The sequence below is a fragment of the Pseudoxanthomonas mexicana genome, from assembly GCF_010093385.1.
GTDB classification, from domain to species: Bacteria; Pseudomonadota; Gammaproteobacteria; order Xanthomonadales; family Xanthomonadaceae; genus Pseudoxanthomonas_A; species Pseudoxanthomonas_A mexicana.
The window spans coordinates 13,784-27,947 of sequence record NZ_PDWV01000018.1; the positions used below are offsets into that span (position 1 = coordinate 13,784).

Consider the following 14,164-nt stretch of genomic DNA (forward strand, 5'->3'; position numbering starts at 1 on the left):
ATGCCCGCCATCGCCTCGCAACTCGATCCGCGCTCGCCCGACTTCACTGCCAACGCGGCCTATCATCGTGTGCTGGTGCAGGAACTGGACCGCCGGCTGGCGCGCGCCGCCGACGGTGGCGGCGAGAAGGCCCGCAACCGGCATACCGAGCGCGGCAAGCTGCTGGCACGGGACCGCATCACCGCCCTGCTCGATCCCGGCTCGCCCTTTCTCGAGATCGCCCCGCTCGCCGCCGAGGACATGTACGACGGGGCTGCGCCCGCGGCCGGCATGGTGTGCGGCATCGGCCGCGTGATGGGCAACGAGGTGGTGATCGTGGCCAACGATGCCACCGTCAAGGGCGGCACCTATTTTCCGATGACGGTGAAGAAGCACCTGCGCGCGCAGGAGATCGCGCGCGAGAACCGCCTGCCCTGCATCTACCTGGTCGACTCCGGCGGTGCCTTCCTGCCGTTGCAGGACGAGGTCTTCCCCGACCGTGAGCATTTCGGCCGCATCTTCTACAACCAGGCGCGGCTGTCCGCGGAGAACATCCCGCAGATCGCCGTGGTCATGGGCAGCGGCACCGCCGGCGGCGCCTACGTGCCTGCGATGTGCGACGAAAGCGTCATCGTGAAGGAACAGGGCACGATCTTCCTGGGCGGCCCCCCGCTGGTGAAGGCCGCCACCGGCGAAGTGGTGGATGCCGAGGCGCTGGGCGGCGCGGAGGTGCACACCAGCGTGTCCGGCGTGGCCGACCACTTCGCCGAGGACGACCGCCATGCGCTGGAGATCGCGCGCGGCATCGTCGGCCATCTCAACCGCCGCAAATCCGTGCCGATCGCGTTGCGCGAGGCCCGTGAGCCGCTGTATGCCGCCGAAGAGCTGTACGGCATCGTGCCCAAGGACACGCGCCGGCCGTTCGATATCCGCGAGGTCATCGCCCGCATCACTGACGGCAGCGAACTGGACGAGTTCAAGGCACGCTACGGCAGGACCCTGGTGACCGGCTTCGCCCACCTGCATGGCTATCCGGTCGGCATCGTCGCCAACAACGGCATCCTGTTCGGCGAGAGCGCGTTGAAAGGCGCGCATTTCATCGAGTTGTGCAACCAGCGCGGCATCCCGCTGGTATTCCTGCAGAACATCACCGGCTTCATGGTCGGTCGCAAGTACGAGAACGCCGGCATCGCCAAGGACGGTGCCAAGATGGTCACCGCCGTCGCATGCTCGTCCGTGCCCAAGTTCACCGTGGTGATCGGTGGCAGCTTCGGCGCCGGCAACTACGCCATGTGCGGCCGTGCCTACGGCGCGCGCTTCCTGTGGATGTGGCCGAATGCGCGCATCAGCGTGATGGGCGGCGAACAGGCCGCCAGCGTGCTGGCCACGGTGAAGCGCGACGGCATCGAAGCCGCGGGCAAGGCTTGGAGCACGGAAGAGGAAGATGCCTTTAAGGCGCCCATCCGCGACCAGTACGAGACCCAGGGCAGCCCCTGGTACGCCACTGCGCGGTTGTGGGACGACGGCATCATCGACCCCGCCGATACCCGCCGCGTGCTGGGCCTGGGCATCTCGGCCTCGCTCAACGCGCCGATCGAGCCGGCGAAGTTCGGCGTATTCCGGATGTAGCATCAGGCGCGCGCTCGTGCAGCGCCTCCTCTTCATCGTTGTGAGCGCCGCGTGCACAAGCCCGACTCCAGGGTGAACCACGCCCACCTGGCCTGTGCCACGCCATCAATCGGCTGCGCAGGTCACAGTGCGCGCGCGAAAGGGCGGCGATAGTCCAGGGTCCCTGCCACCCGGAGCATCCCCTGCATGTCCATCTGGAAAGACCAAGGCCCCGCGAAGAAAGAGGCCGTCACGCCTCCCACCGAACCCACGCCCGCCGGCATGCGTGAAGCCCCGGCCGTGGCCGATTTCTCGCCGACGGTCACCGCCCCGCCGGGTACCCGCGCACCAGAACGCACGCCGCAGGAGACGCTGAAGGAGTCGCTGATCGCCGCCGACCTGACCATCGAGGGCAAGATCGAGGGCACGGGCCATATCCGCATCGCCGGCCGGTTCAAGGGCGATGTCAACGTGCAGGGCGACCTGACCATCGAAACCGGCGCCAAGCTCAACGGCGGCGTCCGCGCCAAGAAGGTGACCATCGCCGGCGAACTCGAGGGCAACATCGAATCGGCCTCGCGCGTCGAACTGCTCGCCTCCGGGGTCCTGGTCGGCGACGTCAAGGCCGGCTCGCTCACCGTGGCGGCAGGTTCGCGCATGCGCGGACAGGCCGATTTCGGCTGGGACGAACCGGCCAAGGCCGGCAAGGGCGGCGGCACGGAGCCCGGCAACGCCGCATGAGCCAACCCCGCCCCGGCAGTGCCGGCGCCACCCGCACCTGCCCGCACTGCAAGGCGACCATCCTGGAGAGTGCGGCGGTCTGCCCCGGCTGCCGCCATCACCTGCGCTTCGAACCCGGTGCGGGCGCCAACGCGGTGCCTGCGCTCACCCCTTTGCGCATCGAGGGCACGCTGCAGCCACCCGCCGAGGGCGCAGCGTGGGAATACAGCGTGGTGTTGTCGATCCGCAACGACCGGGGTGAGGAAGTCACCCGCCAGGTCGTCGGCGTCGGCGCCATGCAGCCGCACGAACGGCGCAGCTTCGTCCTGTCCGTGGAACTGAACCCCGCCACCGGCAAGGCTGCAGGACGGCGCACGCGGCATTAAGACACGTGGTCAGCCCTTCTTGTCGGGTCCGCAACCATTGCAGCCGCCACAGGCGGCATCGTTGGCCGAGGAACCCGCCGGGGCGATCCAGCGCCCCAGCTTCTGCTGCCACGCCGCCCTGCCCTCGCGCAGCAGCGGCAGCGCCAGCGCGATCCGCGCCTTGCGCACCGGGCCGGGAAACTGCTTCTTCAGCACCACCCCCGCGCTGACCACCACCGCGATGGCGATGATGGCGTACTGCAGGGCGAGCGAGGCGTCCATGGTTCAGCCGGCGCCCAATGCGCTGGCGACCTGGTAGGTCACCAGCGAGGCGAGGTAGGCCAGCGCGAACAGGTAGAACGCGGCGAAGCCCATCTGCTTCCACGAGTTGGTCTCGCGCTTGATCGTGGCCAGCGTGGAGATGCACATCGGGGCGTAGATGAACCACACCAGCAGCGACAGCGCGGTGGCGAGCGACCAGCCATCGCTGATCACCGGGGTCAGCGCCTGGATCGCCGCGTCGTCGTCGGCGGCCGACAACGCGTAGATGGTCGCCAGCGACGACACCGCGACCTCGCGTGCGGCCAGGCCGGGAATCAGCGCGATGCAGATCTGCCAGTTGAACCCCAGCGGCGCGAAGAACGCCGCCATCGCGTGGCCGATGCGCCCAGCGAAGCTGTAGTCGATCGCCGGACCGATCGCGCCCTCGGGCGGCGCCGGGAAATTCAGCAGGAACCACAGCAGGATGGTCAGGGCCAGGATGATGCCGCCGACGCGCTTGAGGAAGATCATCGCGCGCTCCCACAGGCCGATCAGCAGGTCGCGCGGGTGCGGAATGCGGTAGGAAGGCAGTTCCAGCAGCAGCGCATGCTCGCTCTTGTCGCGACGCCACTTCTTCATCACCCACGACACGACCAGCGCACTGAGGATGCCGGCGGCATACAGGCCGAACAGCACCAGGCCCTGCTGGTTGAAGATGCCCCACACGGTCTTCTGCGGAATGAACGCGCCGATCAGCAGCGCGTAGACCGGCAGCCGTGCCGAGCAGGTCATCAGCGGCGCCACCAGGATCGTCGCCAGGCGATCGCGCGGGTCCTGGATGCTGCGCGTGGCCATGATGCCGGGGATCGCACACGCGAAACTCGACAGCAGCGGGATGAACGAGCGGCCGGACAGACCGGCCGAGGCCATCATGCGGTCGAGCAGGAACGCCGCGCGCGGCAGGTAGCCGCTTTCCTCCAGCGCCAGGATGAAGGCGAACAGGATCAGGATCTGCGGCAGGAACACGATCACGCCGCCCAGGCCGGCGATGATGCCGTCCACCAGCAGGCTGCTGAGCGGCCCTTCAGGCAACAAGCCGCCGGCCCAGCCACCGAGCGCGCCCGTACCCGCTTCGATCAGGTCCATCAGCGGCGTCGCCCAGGCATAGACCGCCTGGAATATCAGGAACATCACCACGGCCAGCGCCAGCAGGCCGAACACGGGATGCAGCAGCCAGCGGTCCAGTGCGTCATCGATCTTCGCCGTGCGCGTGGGCATGGTCACGGCCAGCGACAACAGCCGGCGCGTTTCGGCGTGCAGGTCCGCGCCCTCGGCGAGGCGCGCGCTGGGTTCGTGCGGGTGCGCTGCCGTGCGATCGATCTGTTCGACCAGCGCACGCGCGCCGTTGTGCTTCACCGCCACGGTCTCGACGACCGGCACGCCCAGTTCGCGCTCCAGTGCAGCCAGGTCGATGGCGATGCCGCGGCGCTGCGCGGCATCCATCATGTTGACCGCCAGGATCATAGGCTTCCCGAGTTCGCGCACCTCCAGCGCGAAGCGCAGGTGCAGGCGCAGGTTGGTGGCGTCCACCACGCAGACCAGCACGTCGGGCGCGGGCTCGCCCGGATAGAAACCGCGGCAGACATCGCGGGTGACCGCCTCGTCCAGGCTGGCCGCGTGCAGGCTGTAGGCTCCCGGCAGATCGAGCACCGCGTAGTGGCGGCCGGATGCGGCCGAGTGCAACCGCCCTTCCTTGCGCTCGACGGTAACGCCGGCGTAGTTGGCCACTTTCTGGCGGCTGCCGGTCAGCTGGTTGAACAGCGCGGTCTTGCCGCAGTTCGGATTGCCGACCAGCGCCAGCCGCAGCGTCGAGGCGTCTGCGGCGCTCATGCCGCCGCTCCGTTGCGCAGGCGGATGCGCGCGGCTTCGGAACGTCGCAGTGCGAAGCGGGTGAAGCCCACCTGCACCAGCAGCGGTTCGGCACCCAACGGGCCTTTCGCCACCACTTCCACTTCCTCGCCATTGACGAAGCCCAGTTCACGCAGGCGCCGGGCAATGGCGTCCTGCGGACCATGCTCTTCCACGGACTCGACGATGGCGGGGATACGCGAGGGTAGCTCTGTGAGGATCACGCCAGACTCTCAAATGCGAACTATTCTCATTGTAGCATCGCCGCAGTGCAGGAAGGCTGCAACGCAGCGTGCCGGTATCATTCGGCGACTTCGCAAGGAACGGCTGCAATGGCGGAAGCCCCGCAGGGACACCCTCTCGTACTGGAACGCGGCGGCGCCGTGGCCCGCCTGCGCCTGGACCGCCCGGCTCTCCACAACGCGTTCGACGCCGGCCTGATCTCGGCCCTGACCACTGCCCTGGACCAGCTGGCCGGCGACCCGGCCGTGCGCGTGGTGGTGCTGGAAGGCAGCGGGGCGTCTTTCTCGGCCGGTGCGGACCTGAACTGGATGCGCGGCATGGCGTCGGCCAGCGAGGCCGAGAACCGCGACGACGCCCTCGCCCTCGCCCGCCTCATGCGCACCCTGGACGAACTGCCCAAGCCCACGATCGCCCGCGTGCAGGGCGCGGCCTTCGGCGGCGGCGTGGGCCTGGTGGCCTGCTGCGACATCGCCATCGGCGTGCCCGAGGCGAAGTTCGGCCTGACCGAAAGCAAGCTGGGCCTGCTGCCGGCGTGATCTCGCCGTACGTCATCGCCGCGATCGGCACGCGCGAGGCACGGCGCTGGTTCGCCACCGGCGAGATCTTCGATGCCGCCACGGCGCTGCGGATCGGCCTGCTGCACACGGTGGTCGAAGCGGATGCGCTCGACGCCGCCATCGAGCGCCAGATCGCGCTGCTGCTGAAGGCCGGACCGGTAGCCGCAGCGCACGCGAAGCAGCTGGTCGCACGCGTGGCCGCCACGGCCGACCGCGATCGTGCCGACCGCGACAACGCCGACCTGATCGCGCGCCTTCGGGTGTCGCCGGAGGGACAGGAAGGCCTGTCCGCCTTTCTCGACAAGCGCGCGCCCCGCTGGGTGGAGGACTGAACCGATGATCGACCATCTGGGCATCGAAGTTGCCGACTACGCGCGCAGCCGTGCGTTCTACGAGCGCGTGCTGGCGACCTTGGGATATGGCGTGGTCATGGAGGTCACGCGCGACATGACCGGCGGCTACGAGGGCTGCGGGTTCGGCCCGCCCGGTCGCCCGCACTTCTGGGTCGGCAAGGGCGACGGCGAGCCCGGTCGCGGTGCGCACATCGCGTTCACGGCTGGCAGCCGCGCGCAGGTCGACGCGTTCCATGCCGCGGCGCTGGCCGCGGGTGCGCGCGACAACGGCGCGCCCGGGCTGCGCCCGCATTACCACCCCCACTACTACGGCGCCTTCGCCATCGATCCGGACGGCCACAACATCGAAGCCGTCTGCCACCTGCCCGCGGATACCGACGCCTGATGTTCTCGAAAATCCTGATCGCCAACCGCGGCGAGATCGCCTGCCGTGTCATCCGTACCTGCCGGCGGCTCGGCATCCGCACCGTCGCGGTGTATTCCGAGGCGGACGCCGATGCCCAGCACGTACGCCAGGCCGACGAGGCCTACCTGATCGGCGGGCCGCGTCCGGCGGACAGCTACCTGCGCGGCGACGCCGTCATCGCGGCGGCCAGAGAGGCTGGCGCGGAGGCCATCCATCCCGGCTACGGCTTCCTGTCGGAGAACGCCGACTTCGCCGATGCCGTCGCGGCGGCCGGCCTGGTGTTCATCGGGCCCTCGGGCACGTCGATGCGCAAGATGGGAAGCAAGGCCGGTGCGAAGGAACTGATGGCGGCCGCGGGCGTGCCCGTCGTCCCCGGCTATACCGGCGAGGACCAGTCGCCGAACACGCTGGCCCGCGAAGCCGCGCGCATCGGCTTCCCGCTGATGATCAAGGCCGCTCATGGCGGCGGTGGCAAGGGCATGCGCGTGGTGCACCGGCTGGAGGACTTCATCGCCCAGCTGGAAAGCTGCCAGCGCGAGGCCGCCAACGCCTTCGGCCGCGACCGCGTGCTGCTGGAGCGCTACGTGACGTCGCCGCGCCACATCGAGATCCAGGTGTTCGCTGATGCTCATGGCCACACGCTGCACCTCAACGAACGCGAGTGCTCGGCCCAGCGCCGCTACCAGAAGGTGCTGGAGGAGTCGCCCTCGCCGTTCCTGACGCCCGCGCTGCGCGCGGCGATGGGCGATGCGGCGGTGAAGGCCGCGCAGGCCATCGATTACGTCAACGCCGGCACCGTGGAGTTCATCGTCGATCCCGACGGGCAGTTCTATTTCATGGAGATCAACACCCGCCTACAGGTGGAGCACCCGGTCACCGAGCTCGTTACCGGGCTGGACCTGGTGGAATGGCAGCTGCGCGTGGCCGCGAGCGAAGCGCTGCCCCTGGCCCAGGAGGACATCCGCCAGCAGGGTCATGCGATCGAGGTGCGCCTGTACGCCGAAGACCCGGAGGCCGGTTTCCTGCCCGGGTCCGGTCGCCTGGAACGGCTTGCGCTACCCGAGGCGTCCCCGGGCGTGCGGATCGACGCCGGCGTGGTGGAAGGCGACACGGTCACGATCTTCTACGACCCGATGATCGCCAAGCTGATCGTCCATGGTGCCGACCGGATGGAGGCGCTCGCCCGCCTGCGCGACGCCCTGGCGCGCTGCGACATCGCCGGCCCCAAGTCCAACATCGCGTTCCTGGAAAGGCTGGCGCGGCATCCGGCCGTGACCGGGGGCTGGATCGACACCGGCTACCTCGACCGCCCCCTGGACGAGTTCATGCCCACCCCATCGCTGGCACCGGCACAGCAACTCGCACTGGTGGCTGCTGAACTGCTCTGGCAGGAAGCCCGCGCCCGCGCTCAGGCCGGGGATGGCGACGAACCGGATTCGCCCTGGGCCATCGCCGACGGCTGGCGGCTGGGTCATGCCGGCGCGCGCCCCCTCGCCTTCGCCCACCTGGGGCAGACCTGGACGGCGCTGGCGCACGGCCATGGCGGACGCTATCGCATCGAACTGGCCGATGAGGTGCACGAAGTCGAGGACGCCCGCCTGACCGGCGACCTGCTCGGTTTGCGTATCCATGGACAGGCGCGACGATTCCGCATCCTGCGGCATGGCACGCGCCTGACGCTGCACGATGGGGAACACCGGACGGCGGTGGAGACGGGGCCGGCCTACCGGCGCACGGATATGGCCGAGGCGTCGGGGAGCGGAAAGATCGTTGCACCGATGCCGGGACGCGTCGTGCTGGTGAAGGCGCGGCCCGGCGATGAAGTGGTGGCCGGACAGGAGCTGCTGGTGATGGAAGCGATGAAAATGGAACTGGCCGTCAAGGCGTCGCGCGACGGCGTGGTTGCCGACGTGCGCGCGGCGGCCGGCGATTTCGTCGAGGCCGATACCGTCCTCGTGGCGCTGGAATGAGGGCCGCCATGGCGCCGCTGCGTCCGTGGGCCGTCGTGCTGCTGGCGGCCAGTCTGCTGGCCGGATGCGTCATGTTCGAACAAGCCCCTGCCCCGCTCACCTGCGACCCGACCCTGGTCGGACACTGGATTCCGCTGCCCGACAGCCCGCAGGATCGCGTGCCCCTGGGCAAGGACGACTATGCCGACGTCGACGCGACATGCCATGTCCGCCTGCGCGACAACAACCGCCAGGACGAACCCGGCTTCGATGCGCTGGGCTTCGAAGTGGACGGCGACCGCTACCTCGCCCTCGGCTTCAAGGAACTGGAAGGTCTGTTCGGTACCGGCAAGGAGGCCGCGCCGCCGATACCCAAAGGCCTGCCCGCGGGTGCCGTCACGTTGCTGAAATACCGCATCCATGACGATACGCTGCAGATCGCGATGCTCGACACGGTGGCCATCATGCAGCGGGTCCGACAGGGCGGCCTGAAGGCGCGCGAGACTGACGCCAGCACTTACCTGTTCGAAGGCAGTCCTGCCCAGCTGCGCGACCTGCTGCGCAGGCATCCGGAACTCTTCGACGCATTCGACGGCAAGGCCAAGACCCTGCGCATGCGTCGCGCGAAGGCGGGCACATGACGCTGCCCTCGCCTCCTCCCGACGCCGACTTCGTCCGCATCGTCGAAGTGGGGCCGCGCGACGGCCTGCAGAACGAGAAGACGCAGGTCGCGACCGCCGACAAGGTGGCGCTGATCGACCGCCTGTCGCGCACCGGCCTGCTGACCATCGAAGCCACCAGTTTCGTCAGTCCGAAATGGGTGCCTCAGCTGGCTGATGCGGCCGAGGTGTTTTCGGCCATCCAGCGGCGACCGGGCACGGCGTATCCGGTGCTGGTGCCGAACGAAACAGGCTACGACCGTGCGCGCGCCGTGGGCGTGGAGGAAGTAGCGGTGTTCACCGCCGCGTCCGAAGCGTTCAACCAGAAGAACATCAATGCGTCCATCGATGCCTCCATCGAACGTTTCCGCCCCGTGCTGGCACGCGCCGCCGCCGATGGCGTGAAAGTCCGTGGTTACGTCTCCACCGTGCTCGGCTGTCCCTACCAGGGCGAGGTGCCGCTGGCGGACGTGGTGCGCGTGGCGAAACGGCTGCATGCGCTGGGCTGCTATGAAATCTCGCTGGGCGACACCATCGGCGTGGGGACGCCGCGCAAGGCGGCCGACATGCTGAAGGCGGTCGCCGCCGAAGTGCCCCTGCCTGCGCTGGCCGTGCATTTCCACGATACCTACGGCCAGGCGCTGGCGAACTTGCTGGCCTGCCTGGACGCGGGCGTGCGCGTGGTCGATGCCGCGGTCTCCGGCGCCGGCGGATGCCCCTACGCGAAGGGTGCCAGCGGCAACGTCGCCACGGAGGACGTGGTCTACCTGCTGCACGGCCAGGGCCTGCGCACCGGCGTGGACCTGGACCTGCTGGCCGAAACCGGGCGCTGGCTGGCGACGCGGCTGGGCCGCGAGACCGGCAGCCGTGTCGGCAAGGCACTGGCGGCCGCCACATGAGCCATGACGCAGCCAGCGAAGGTCTCGACCTGCCGGCGCTCGTCGCCGCGCTGGAGCGCGCCGCTGCCGAACGCGCCCCGGATGACGCCACCGCCCTGCTCCTGCGGCAGGCACGCGACGCCCTGCTCGCCAAGCAGCAGGAGGCCGACACCGAACGTTCGCGCTATCGCAACCTGTTCGACGCCGTACCCGACCCGGTCAGCATCATCGCCGAGGACGGCACCGTGCTGGACCTCAACAAGGCCGGCATGCAGGCCTACAAGCGGCCGCGTGAGGAGATCGTCGGGCGCAACATCAACGTGCTCAATCCGGACCTGCCGCGCGACCACCTGGTGCCGGTCTGGGAAACGCTGAACCGCGGCGAGACCTACGTCATCGAAGTCACCAACATGCGGGGCGACGGCACGCGGTTCCCGGTGGAAGTGCATTCGGCCAACATCAACTTCGACGGACGCAAGAGCATCGTTGCGGTCGCACGCGACATCAGCTCCCGTCGGCTCGCGGAAATGCGCTACCGCGAGCTGATGGAGACCATCGACAAAGGGATCGTGGTCAACAACCGCGAGCTGGTGGTGCAGTACTGCAATGGCGCGGCCATGCGCATCTTCGGGATCCGCGAAGACCAGCGCGTTGGACAGGAACTGGCCCTGGACCGCTGGCACATCGTCGACGAGCACGGGCGCGAGATGCAGCGCCACGAACTGCCCGCGCAGCGTGCGCTGGACACCGGGCAGATGGTGGAAAGCGTGCTGCTGGGCATGTACCACCGGGAGCGCAAGCACCTGATCTGGCTGACCGCCACCTCGGTGCCGCAGTTCGCCCCCGGCGAAAGCCGACCGTCGCAGGTGACCACGCTGTTCAGCGACGTCACCGAACTCAAGCGCGACAGCGCGCTGTTCGACCGCGCGCAGTCACTGGCCCACATCGGCGGTTGGGAATGGGACATCGGCCGCGACCGCGTCTACCTGACCGACGAGGCCCAACGCATCCTCGGCGCGGCGCGCCCGCTGGTGACGCTGGACGACGTGCTGTCCTGCCTGCGCGAATCCGACCGCCACCGCCTGCGTGGCGCGCTGGACCTGATCACCGCCGGCGGCCAGGGCTTCGACCTGGAGCTGCAGGGCACGCAGGCCGACGGACACCCGTTCTGGATCCGCGTGATCGGCGACGCCGAACCCGGCGATCCGGGAGCCTCGCGGATCACCGGCACCATGCAGGACATCTCCCAGGACAAGCAGGCCGAGGAGACGCTGCGCATCCAGGCGCGCACCGATCCGCTGACCGGCCTGATGAACCGCGATGCCGTGCTGACCGAACTGGGCGCGCGCCTGGCCGACCCCGAACGCGCGCAGGTGGCGGTGCTGTACATCGACCTGGACCGCTTCAAGATGGTCAACGACGTGCTGGGGCACAACGCCGGCGACGAACTGCTGGTGCAGGCCTCGGACCGCATCCGCGGCGCGGTGGGTACCGATGGCATGATCGCGCGCTTCGGCGGCGACGAGTTCCTGGTGATCTGCGATGCCGGCGAGGATCCGCATCTTCCGGAAAAGCTGGCGCATGCGGTGCTGGGGGCGTTCGCCGATGCCTTCCGCTTCGGCAAGGACGAGTTCGCCATCACCGCCAGCATCGGCCTGGCCGTTTCCCCCAGCGACGGCCTGCGTCCGCAGCAGCTGATCCAGAACGCCGACATCGCGATGTACGACAGCAAGCATCGCGCGCGCAACGGCTGGCAGAGCTTCACCCAGGAGCTTGCGCAGCGCCAGCAGGACCGCCTGCAGATCGAGACGCAGCTGCGGCGGGCGGTGGACAACGAGGAATTCCGGCTGGTCTACCAGCCCCAGGTGGACCTGCGCAACGGACGCATCATCGCCGGCGAAGCACTGATCCGCTGGCAGAACCACCAGCTGGGAGAACTGCGGCCGGACGTGTTCATCAGCCATGCGGAGACGACAGGCGACATCGTCCGCATAGGCAGCTGGGTGCTGCGCGAAGCCTGCCGGCAGGTGGCGGCGTGGCGCGACCAGGGGCTGGGCATCGTGCGGGTGGCGGTGAACGTGTCGTACCGCCAGTTCGCCGGCGACGACCTGGCCGACCGCGTGCGCGCGATCCTGACCGAGTTCGACCTGCCCGGCGCGGCGCTGGAGCTGGAGTTCACCGAGCGCGTGTTGATCGAGGACGCCCCCGCCACGCTGCGCACCTTCGCCGACCTGCGCCAGTTGGGCGTGATGCTGACCATCGACGACTTCGGCGAAGGCTACAGCGCGCTGAACTACCTGCGCCGCCTGCCCATCCACGGCCTGAAGCTCAGCCCGCTGTTCACCGAGGGCGTGCCCAACAACCGCTCGGACGTGGCCGTCTGCCAGGCCGTCTCGGCCATCGCCCGCAGCCTGGGCCTGGGCCTGGTGGCCGAAGGCGTCGAGTCGGAGGCCCAGCGGCAGTTCCTGCTGAATCTCGGCGTCCCCGTCGGCCAGGGCTTCCTGTTCGCGCCCGGCCTGTCGCCGGACGAATTCGCGCGGCGGCTGGCCGACGCCCCGCTGGAGCGGGTGCTGCACGCCTGAGCGTGATGATCCCTGTAGGAGCGACGTCAGTCGCGACCGGAGACCTTCCGCTCCCACGTCCTCATTCGCAGGCCACGAACCCCGGGGCGCCTTGCTTACCGGCCCGACAAGGGGCACTGCCGGTCATGGTTCGCGGTCGCGACTGACGTCGCTCCTACAGTGGGTCCATGGCGCCCTCGCCACCCGCCATCGCGTAAAATGCCGGCCTTTTCCGCAGCAGGTCCGCCGCATGCAGCTTTCCGATACCCGCGCCGTCATCACCGGCGGCGTCTCCGGCCTCGGCCTGGCCGTCGCCCGCCATCTCGTCGCCCCCGGCGGCCAGGCCGCGCTGTTCGACGTCAACGACGACAAGGGTGCTGCGGCCGTCGCCGAGCTCGGCGAGGCCAACGTCCGCTACTTTCGCACCGACGTGACCGATGAGGCCGGCGTGGCCGCCAACATCGCCGCGGCGAAGGACGCCCTGGGCGGGCTGAATGCCGCGATCAACTGCGCCGGCATCCTCGGTGCCGGCCGGGTGCTGGGCAAGGAGGCGCCGATGCCGCTGTCCACCTTCCAGACCACGGTGATGGTCAACCTGGTGGGCAGCTTCAACGTGGCCAAGGCCGCCGCCGACCTCATGCAGCACAACGCGCCGAACGCGGACGGCGAGCGTGGCGTGATCGTCAACACGGCGAGCGTGGCGGCGTACGAAGGCCAGATCGGCCAGGCGGCGTACTCGGCATCGAAGGGCGGCGTGGTCGGCATGACCCTGCCGATGGCGCGCGAGCTGTCGCGCTTCGGCATCCGCGTGATGACGGTGGCCCCGGGCATCTTCTGGACCCCGATGGTCGATGGCATGCCGGAAGCCGTGCAGCAATCGCTCAGCGCCTCGATTCCCTTCCCGTCCCGCCTGGGCAAACCGGAAGAATTCGCCGACCTCGTCGCCTACATCCTGGGCAACACGTACCTCAACGGCGAGACGATCCGCCTGGACGGCGCCGTGCGTCTGGCGCCGAAGTGAGGCGGAAGCGGGAACGGACGGCGGGAACGGGAAACAGGGAATGACAGTTCCCCGCCGCCTACCGACTCGCAGCGCACCCTCGTTCCCCACTCCCTGCTCCGCATTCCCGCTTTTCCCAACGGATATCTCATGAAAGCTTTCGACATCAAGAAAGGCAACGTCGTCGAACACAACGGCGGCGTGTACCAGATCCGCGACATCGAGCGCAGCTCGCCGCAGGGCCGCGGCGGCAACGTGCGCTTCCGTTTCATCATGTACAGCGTGCCGGGTGGCAACAAGCTGGACGCCAGCTTCGACGCCGACGACAACCTGTCCGAAGTGGAGCTGCTGCGCCGCCAGGCCACGTATTCGTACAAGGACGGCGATGCGTTCGTGTTCCTCGACGATGAGGACTACACGCCGTACACGCTGGACGCCAACGTCATCGGCGACGACGCCGGTTACATCACCGACGGCCTGAGCGGCTGCTACGTGCAGGTGATCGACGAACTGCCGGTCGCGCTGCAGCTGCCGCAGCACGTCACGCTGGAAGTGGTGGAAACGCCGCCGGAACTGAAGGGCGGCACCGCCACCAAGCGCCCGAAACCGGCCAGGCTCAGCACCGGCATCGAAATCATGGTGCCGGAGTACATCACCACCGGCGAGCGCATCCTGGTCAACACGACCACGGGCGAATTCGGCGGCCGGGCGGACTGA

The 14,164-nt window shown here is 68.9% G+C and carries 13 protein-coding genes and 1 pseudogene; 11 read left to right on the forward strand and 3 right to left on the reverse strand.

Annotation, left to right across the window (positions count from 1 at the left end):
* The 3 genes from CSC76_RS08370 (at position 1) to CSC76_RS08380 (ending at position 2,693) form a co-directional block, all read left to right on the forward strand.
* Positions 1 to 1,608 carry a carboxyl transferase domain-containing protein gene (locus CSC76_RS08370; protein WP_162109577.1) on the forward strand — a complete coding sequence of 536 codons (1,608 nt, stop codon included), beginning with the start codon at positions 1 to 3 and terminating at the stop codon, positions 1,606 to 1,608.
* A gap of 186 nt (positions 1,609 to 1,794) precedes the next feature.
* Entirely contained in the window at positions 1,795 to 2,328 is a 534-nt protein-coding gene (locus tag CSC76_RS08375) for a bactofilin family protein (protein ID WP_162109578.1), read from the forward strand.
* Positions 2,325 to 2,693: a hypothetical protein gene (locus tag CSC76_RS08380; RefSeq protein WP_162109579.1), complete on the forward strand. Its 369-nt coding sequence runs from the start codon at positions 2,325 to 2,327 to the stop codon at positions 2,691 to 2,693. The genes CSC76_RS08375 and CSC76_RS08380 overlap by 4 nt, the downstream gene beginning before the upstream one ends.
* Positions 2,694 to 2,702: 9 nt before the next feature.
* Here CSC76_RS08380 and CSC76_RS08385 read toward each other — a convergent pair whose 3' ends face one another.
* Genes CSC76_RS08385 through CSC76_RS08395 form a run of 3 tightly spaced genes read right to left on the reverse strand, consistent with a single transcriptional unit; the run spans position 2,703 to position 5,065 of the window.
* A complete protein-coding gene (locus CSC76_RS08385; protein WP_162109580.1) occupies positions 2,703 to 2,954 on the reverse strand; it encodes a DUF6587 family protein in 252 nt (83 codons plus the stop codon).
* Between the two features lie 3 nt (positions 2,955 to 2,957).
* Positions 2,958 to 4,823, reverse strand: a complete 1,866-nt coding sequence (feoB, locus tag CSC76_RS08390) for a ferrous iron transporter B (protein ID WP_162109581.1) — start codon at positions 4,821 to 4,823, stop codon at positions 2,958 to 2,960.
* Positions 4,820 to 5,065: a FeoA family protein gene (locus tag CSC76_RS08395; protein WP_162109582.1), complete on the reverse strand. Its 246-nt coding sequence runs from the start codon at positions 5,063 to 5,065 to the stop codon at positions 4,820 to 4,822. Before CSC76_RS08395 ends, feoB begins: the two co-directional genes overlap by 4 nt.
* A gap of 108 nt (positions 5,066 to 5,173) precedes the next feature.
* Here CSC76_RS08395 and CSC76_RS08400 point away from each other — a divergent pair.
* The 8 genes and pseudogenes from CSC76_RS08400 (at position 5,174) to yeiP (ending at position 14,164) form a co-directional block, all read left to right on the forward strand.
* Positions 5,174 to 5,973 (forward strand): annotated as a pseudogene (locus tag CSC76_RS08400) (enoyl-CoA hydratase-related protein).
* Positions 5,974 to 5,977: 4 nt separating this feature from the next.
* Entirely contained in the window at positions 5,978 to 6,379 is a 402-nt protein-coding gene (locus tag CSC76_RS08405) for a VOC family protein (protein ID WP_162109583.1), read from the forward strand.
* Positions 6,379 to 8,370: an acetyl-CoA carboxylase biotin carboxylase subunit gene (locus CSC76_RS08410; protein ID WP_162109584.1), complete on the forward strand. Its 1,992-nt coding sequence runs from the start codon at positions 6,379 to 6,381 to the stop codon at positions 8,368 to 8,370. The genes CSC76_RS08405 and CSC76_RS08410 overlap by 1 nt, the downstream gene beginning before the upstream one ends.
* A gap of 8 nt (positions 8,371 to 8,378) precedes the next feature.
* Complete coding sequence (locus CSC76_RS08415) at positions 8,379 to 8,990, forward strand: hypothetical protein (protein ID WP_162109585.1); 612 nt, start codon at positions 8,379 to 8,381, stop codon at positions 8,988 to 8,990.
* Positions 8,987 to 9,907, forward strand: a complete 921-nt coding sequence (locus CSC76_RS08420; RefSeq protein WP_162109586.1) for a hydroxymethylglutaryl-CoA lyase — start codon at positions 8,987 to 8,989, stop codon at positions 9,905 to 9,907. The genes CSC76_RS08415 and CSC76_RS08420 overlap by 4 nt, the downstream gene beginning before the upstream one ends.
* Complete coding sequence (locus tag CSC76_RS08425; protein WP_162109587.1) at positions 9,904 to 12,468, forward strand: sensor domain-containing protein; 2,565 nt, start codon at positions 9,904 to 9,906, stop codon at positions 12,466 to 12,468. The genes CSC76_RS08420 and CSC76_RS08425 overlap by 4 nt, the downstream gene beginning before the upstream one ends.
* A 229-nt stretch (positions 12,469 to 12,697) precedes the next feature.
* Positions 12,698 to 13,468 (forward strand): SDR family NAD(P)-dependent oxidoreductase, encoded by a 771-nt coding sequence (locus CSC76_RS08430; RefSeq protein WP_162109588.1) that lies wholly within the window; start codon positions 12,698 to 12,700, stop codon positions 13,466 to 13,468.
* Between the two features lie 129 nt (positions 13,469 to 13,597).
* Complete coding sequence (gene yeiP / locus CSC76_RS08435; RefSeq protein WP_162109589.1) at positions 13,598 to 14,164, forward strand: elongation factor P-like protein YeiP; 567 nt, start codon at positions 13,598 to 13,600, stop codon at positions 14,162 to 14,164.

Bases quoted from the DNA above. Each gene is read 5' to 3' on its own strand.
- yeiP (WP_162109589.1), top strand. From the start codon at position 13,598: ATGAAAGCTTTCGACATCAAGAAAGGCAACGTCGTCGAACACAACGGC.
- CSC76_RS08370 (WP_162109577.1), top strand. From the start codon at position 1: ATGCCCGCCATCGCCTCGCAACTCGATCCGCGCTCGCCCGACTTCACT.
- CSC76_RS08430 (WP_162109588.1), top strand. From the start codon at position 12,698: ATGCAGCTTTCCGATACCCGCGCCGTCATCACCGGCGGCGTCTCCGGC.
- CSC76_RS08405 (WP_162109583.1), top strand. From the start codon at position 5,978: ATGATCGACCATCTGGGCATCGAAGTTGCCGACTACGCGCGCAGCCGT.
- CSC76_RS08385 (WP_162109580.1), bottom strand. From the start codon at position 2,954: ATGGACGCCTCGCTCGCCCTGCAGTACGCCATCATCGCCATCGCGGTG.
- CSC76_RS08375 (WP_162109578.1), top strand. From the start codon at position 1,795: ATGTCCATCTGGAAAGACCAAGGCCCCGCGAAGAAAGAGGCCGTCACG.
- CSC76_RS08425 (WP_162109587.1), top strand. From the start codon at position 9,904: ATGAGCCATGACGCAGCCAGCGAAGGTCTCGACCTGCCGGCGCTCGTC.
- CSC76_RS08420 (WP_162109586.1), top strand. From the start codon at position 8,987: ATGACGCTGCCCTCGCCTCCTCCCGACGCCGACTTCGTCCGCATCGTC.
- feoB (WP_162109581.1), bottom strand. From the start codon at position 4,823: ATGAGCGCCGCAGACGCCTCGACGCTGCGGCTGGCGCTGGTCGGCAAT.
- CSC76_RS08380 (WP_162109579.1), top strand. From the start codon at position 2,325: ATGAGCCAACCCCGCCCCGGCAGTGCCGGCGCCACCCGCACCTGCCCG.
- CSC76_RS08410 (WP_162109584.1), top strand. From the start codon at position 6,379: ATGTTCTCGAAAATCCTGATCGCCAACCGCGGCGAGATCGCCTGCCGT.
- CSC76_RS08415 (WP_162109585.1), top strand. From the start codon at position 8,379: ATGGCGCCGCTGCGTCCGTGGGCCGTCGTGCTGCTGGCGGCCAGTCTG.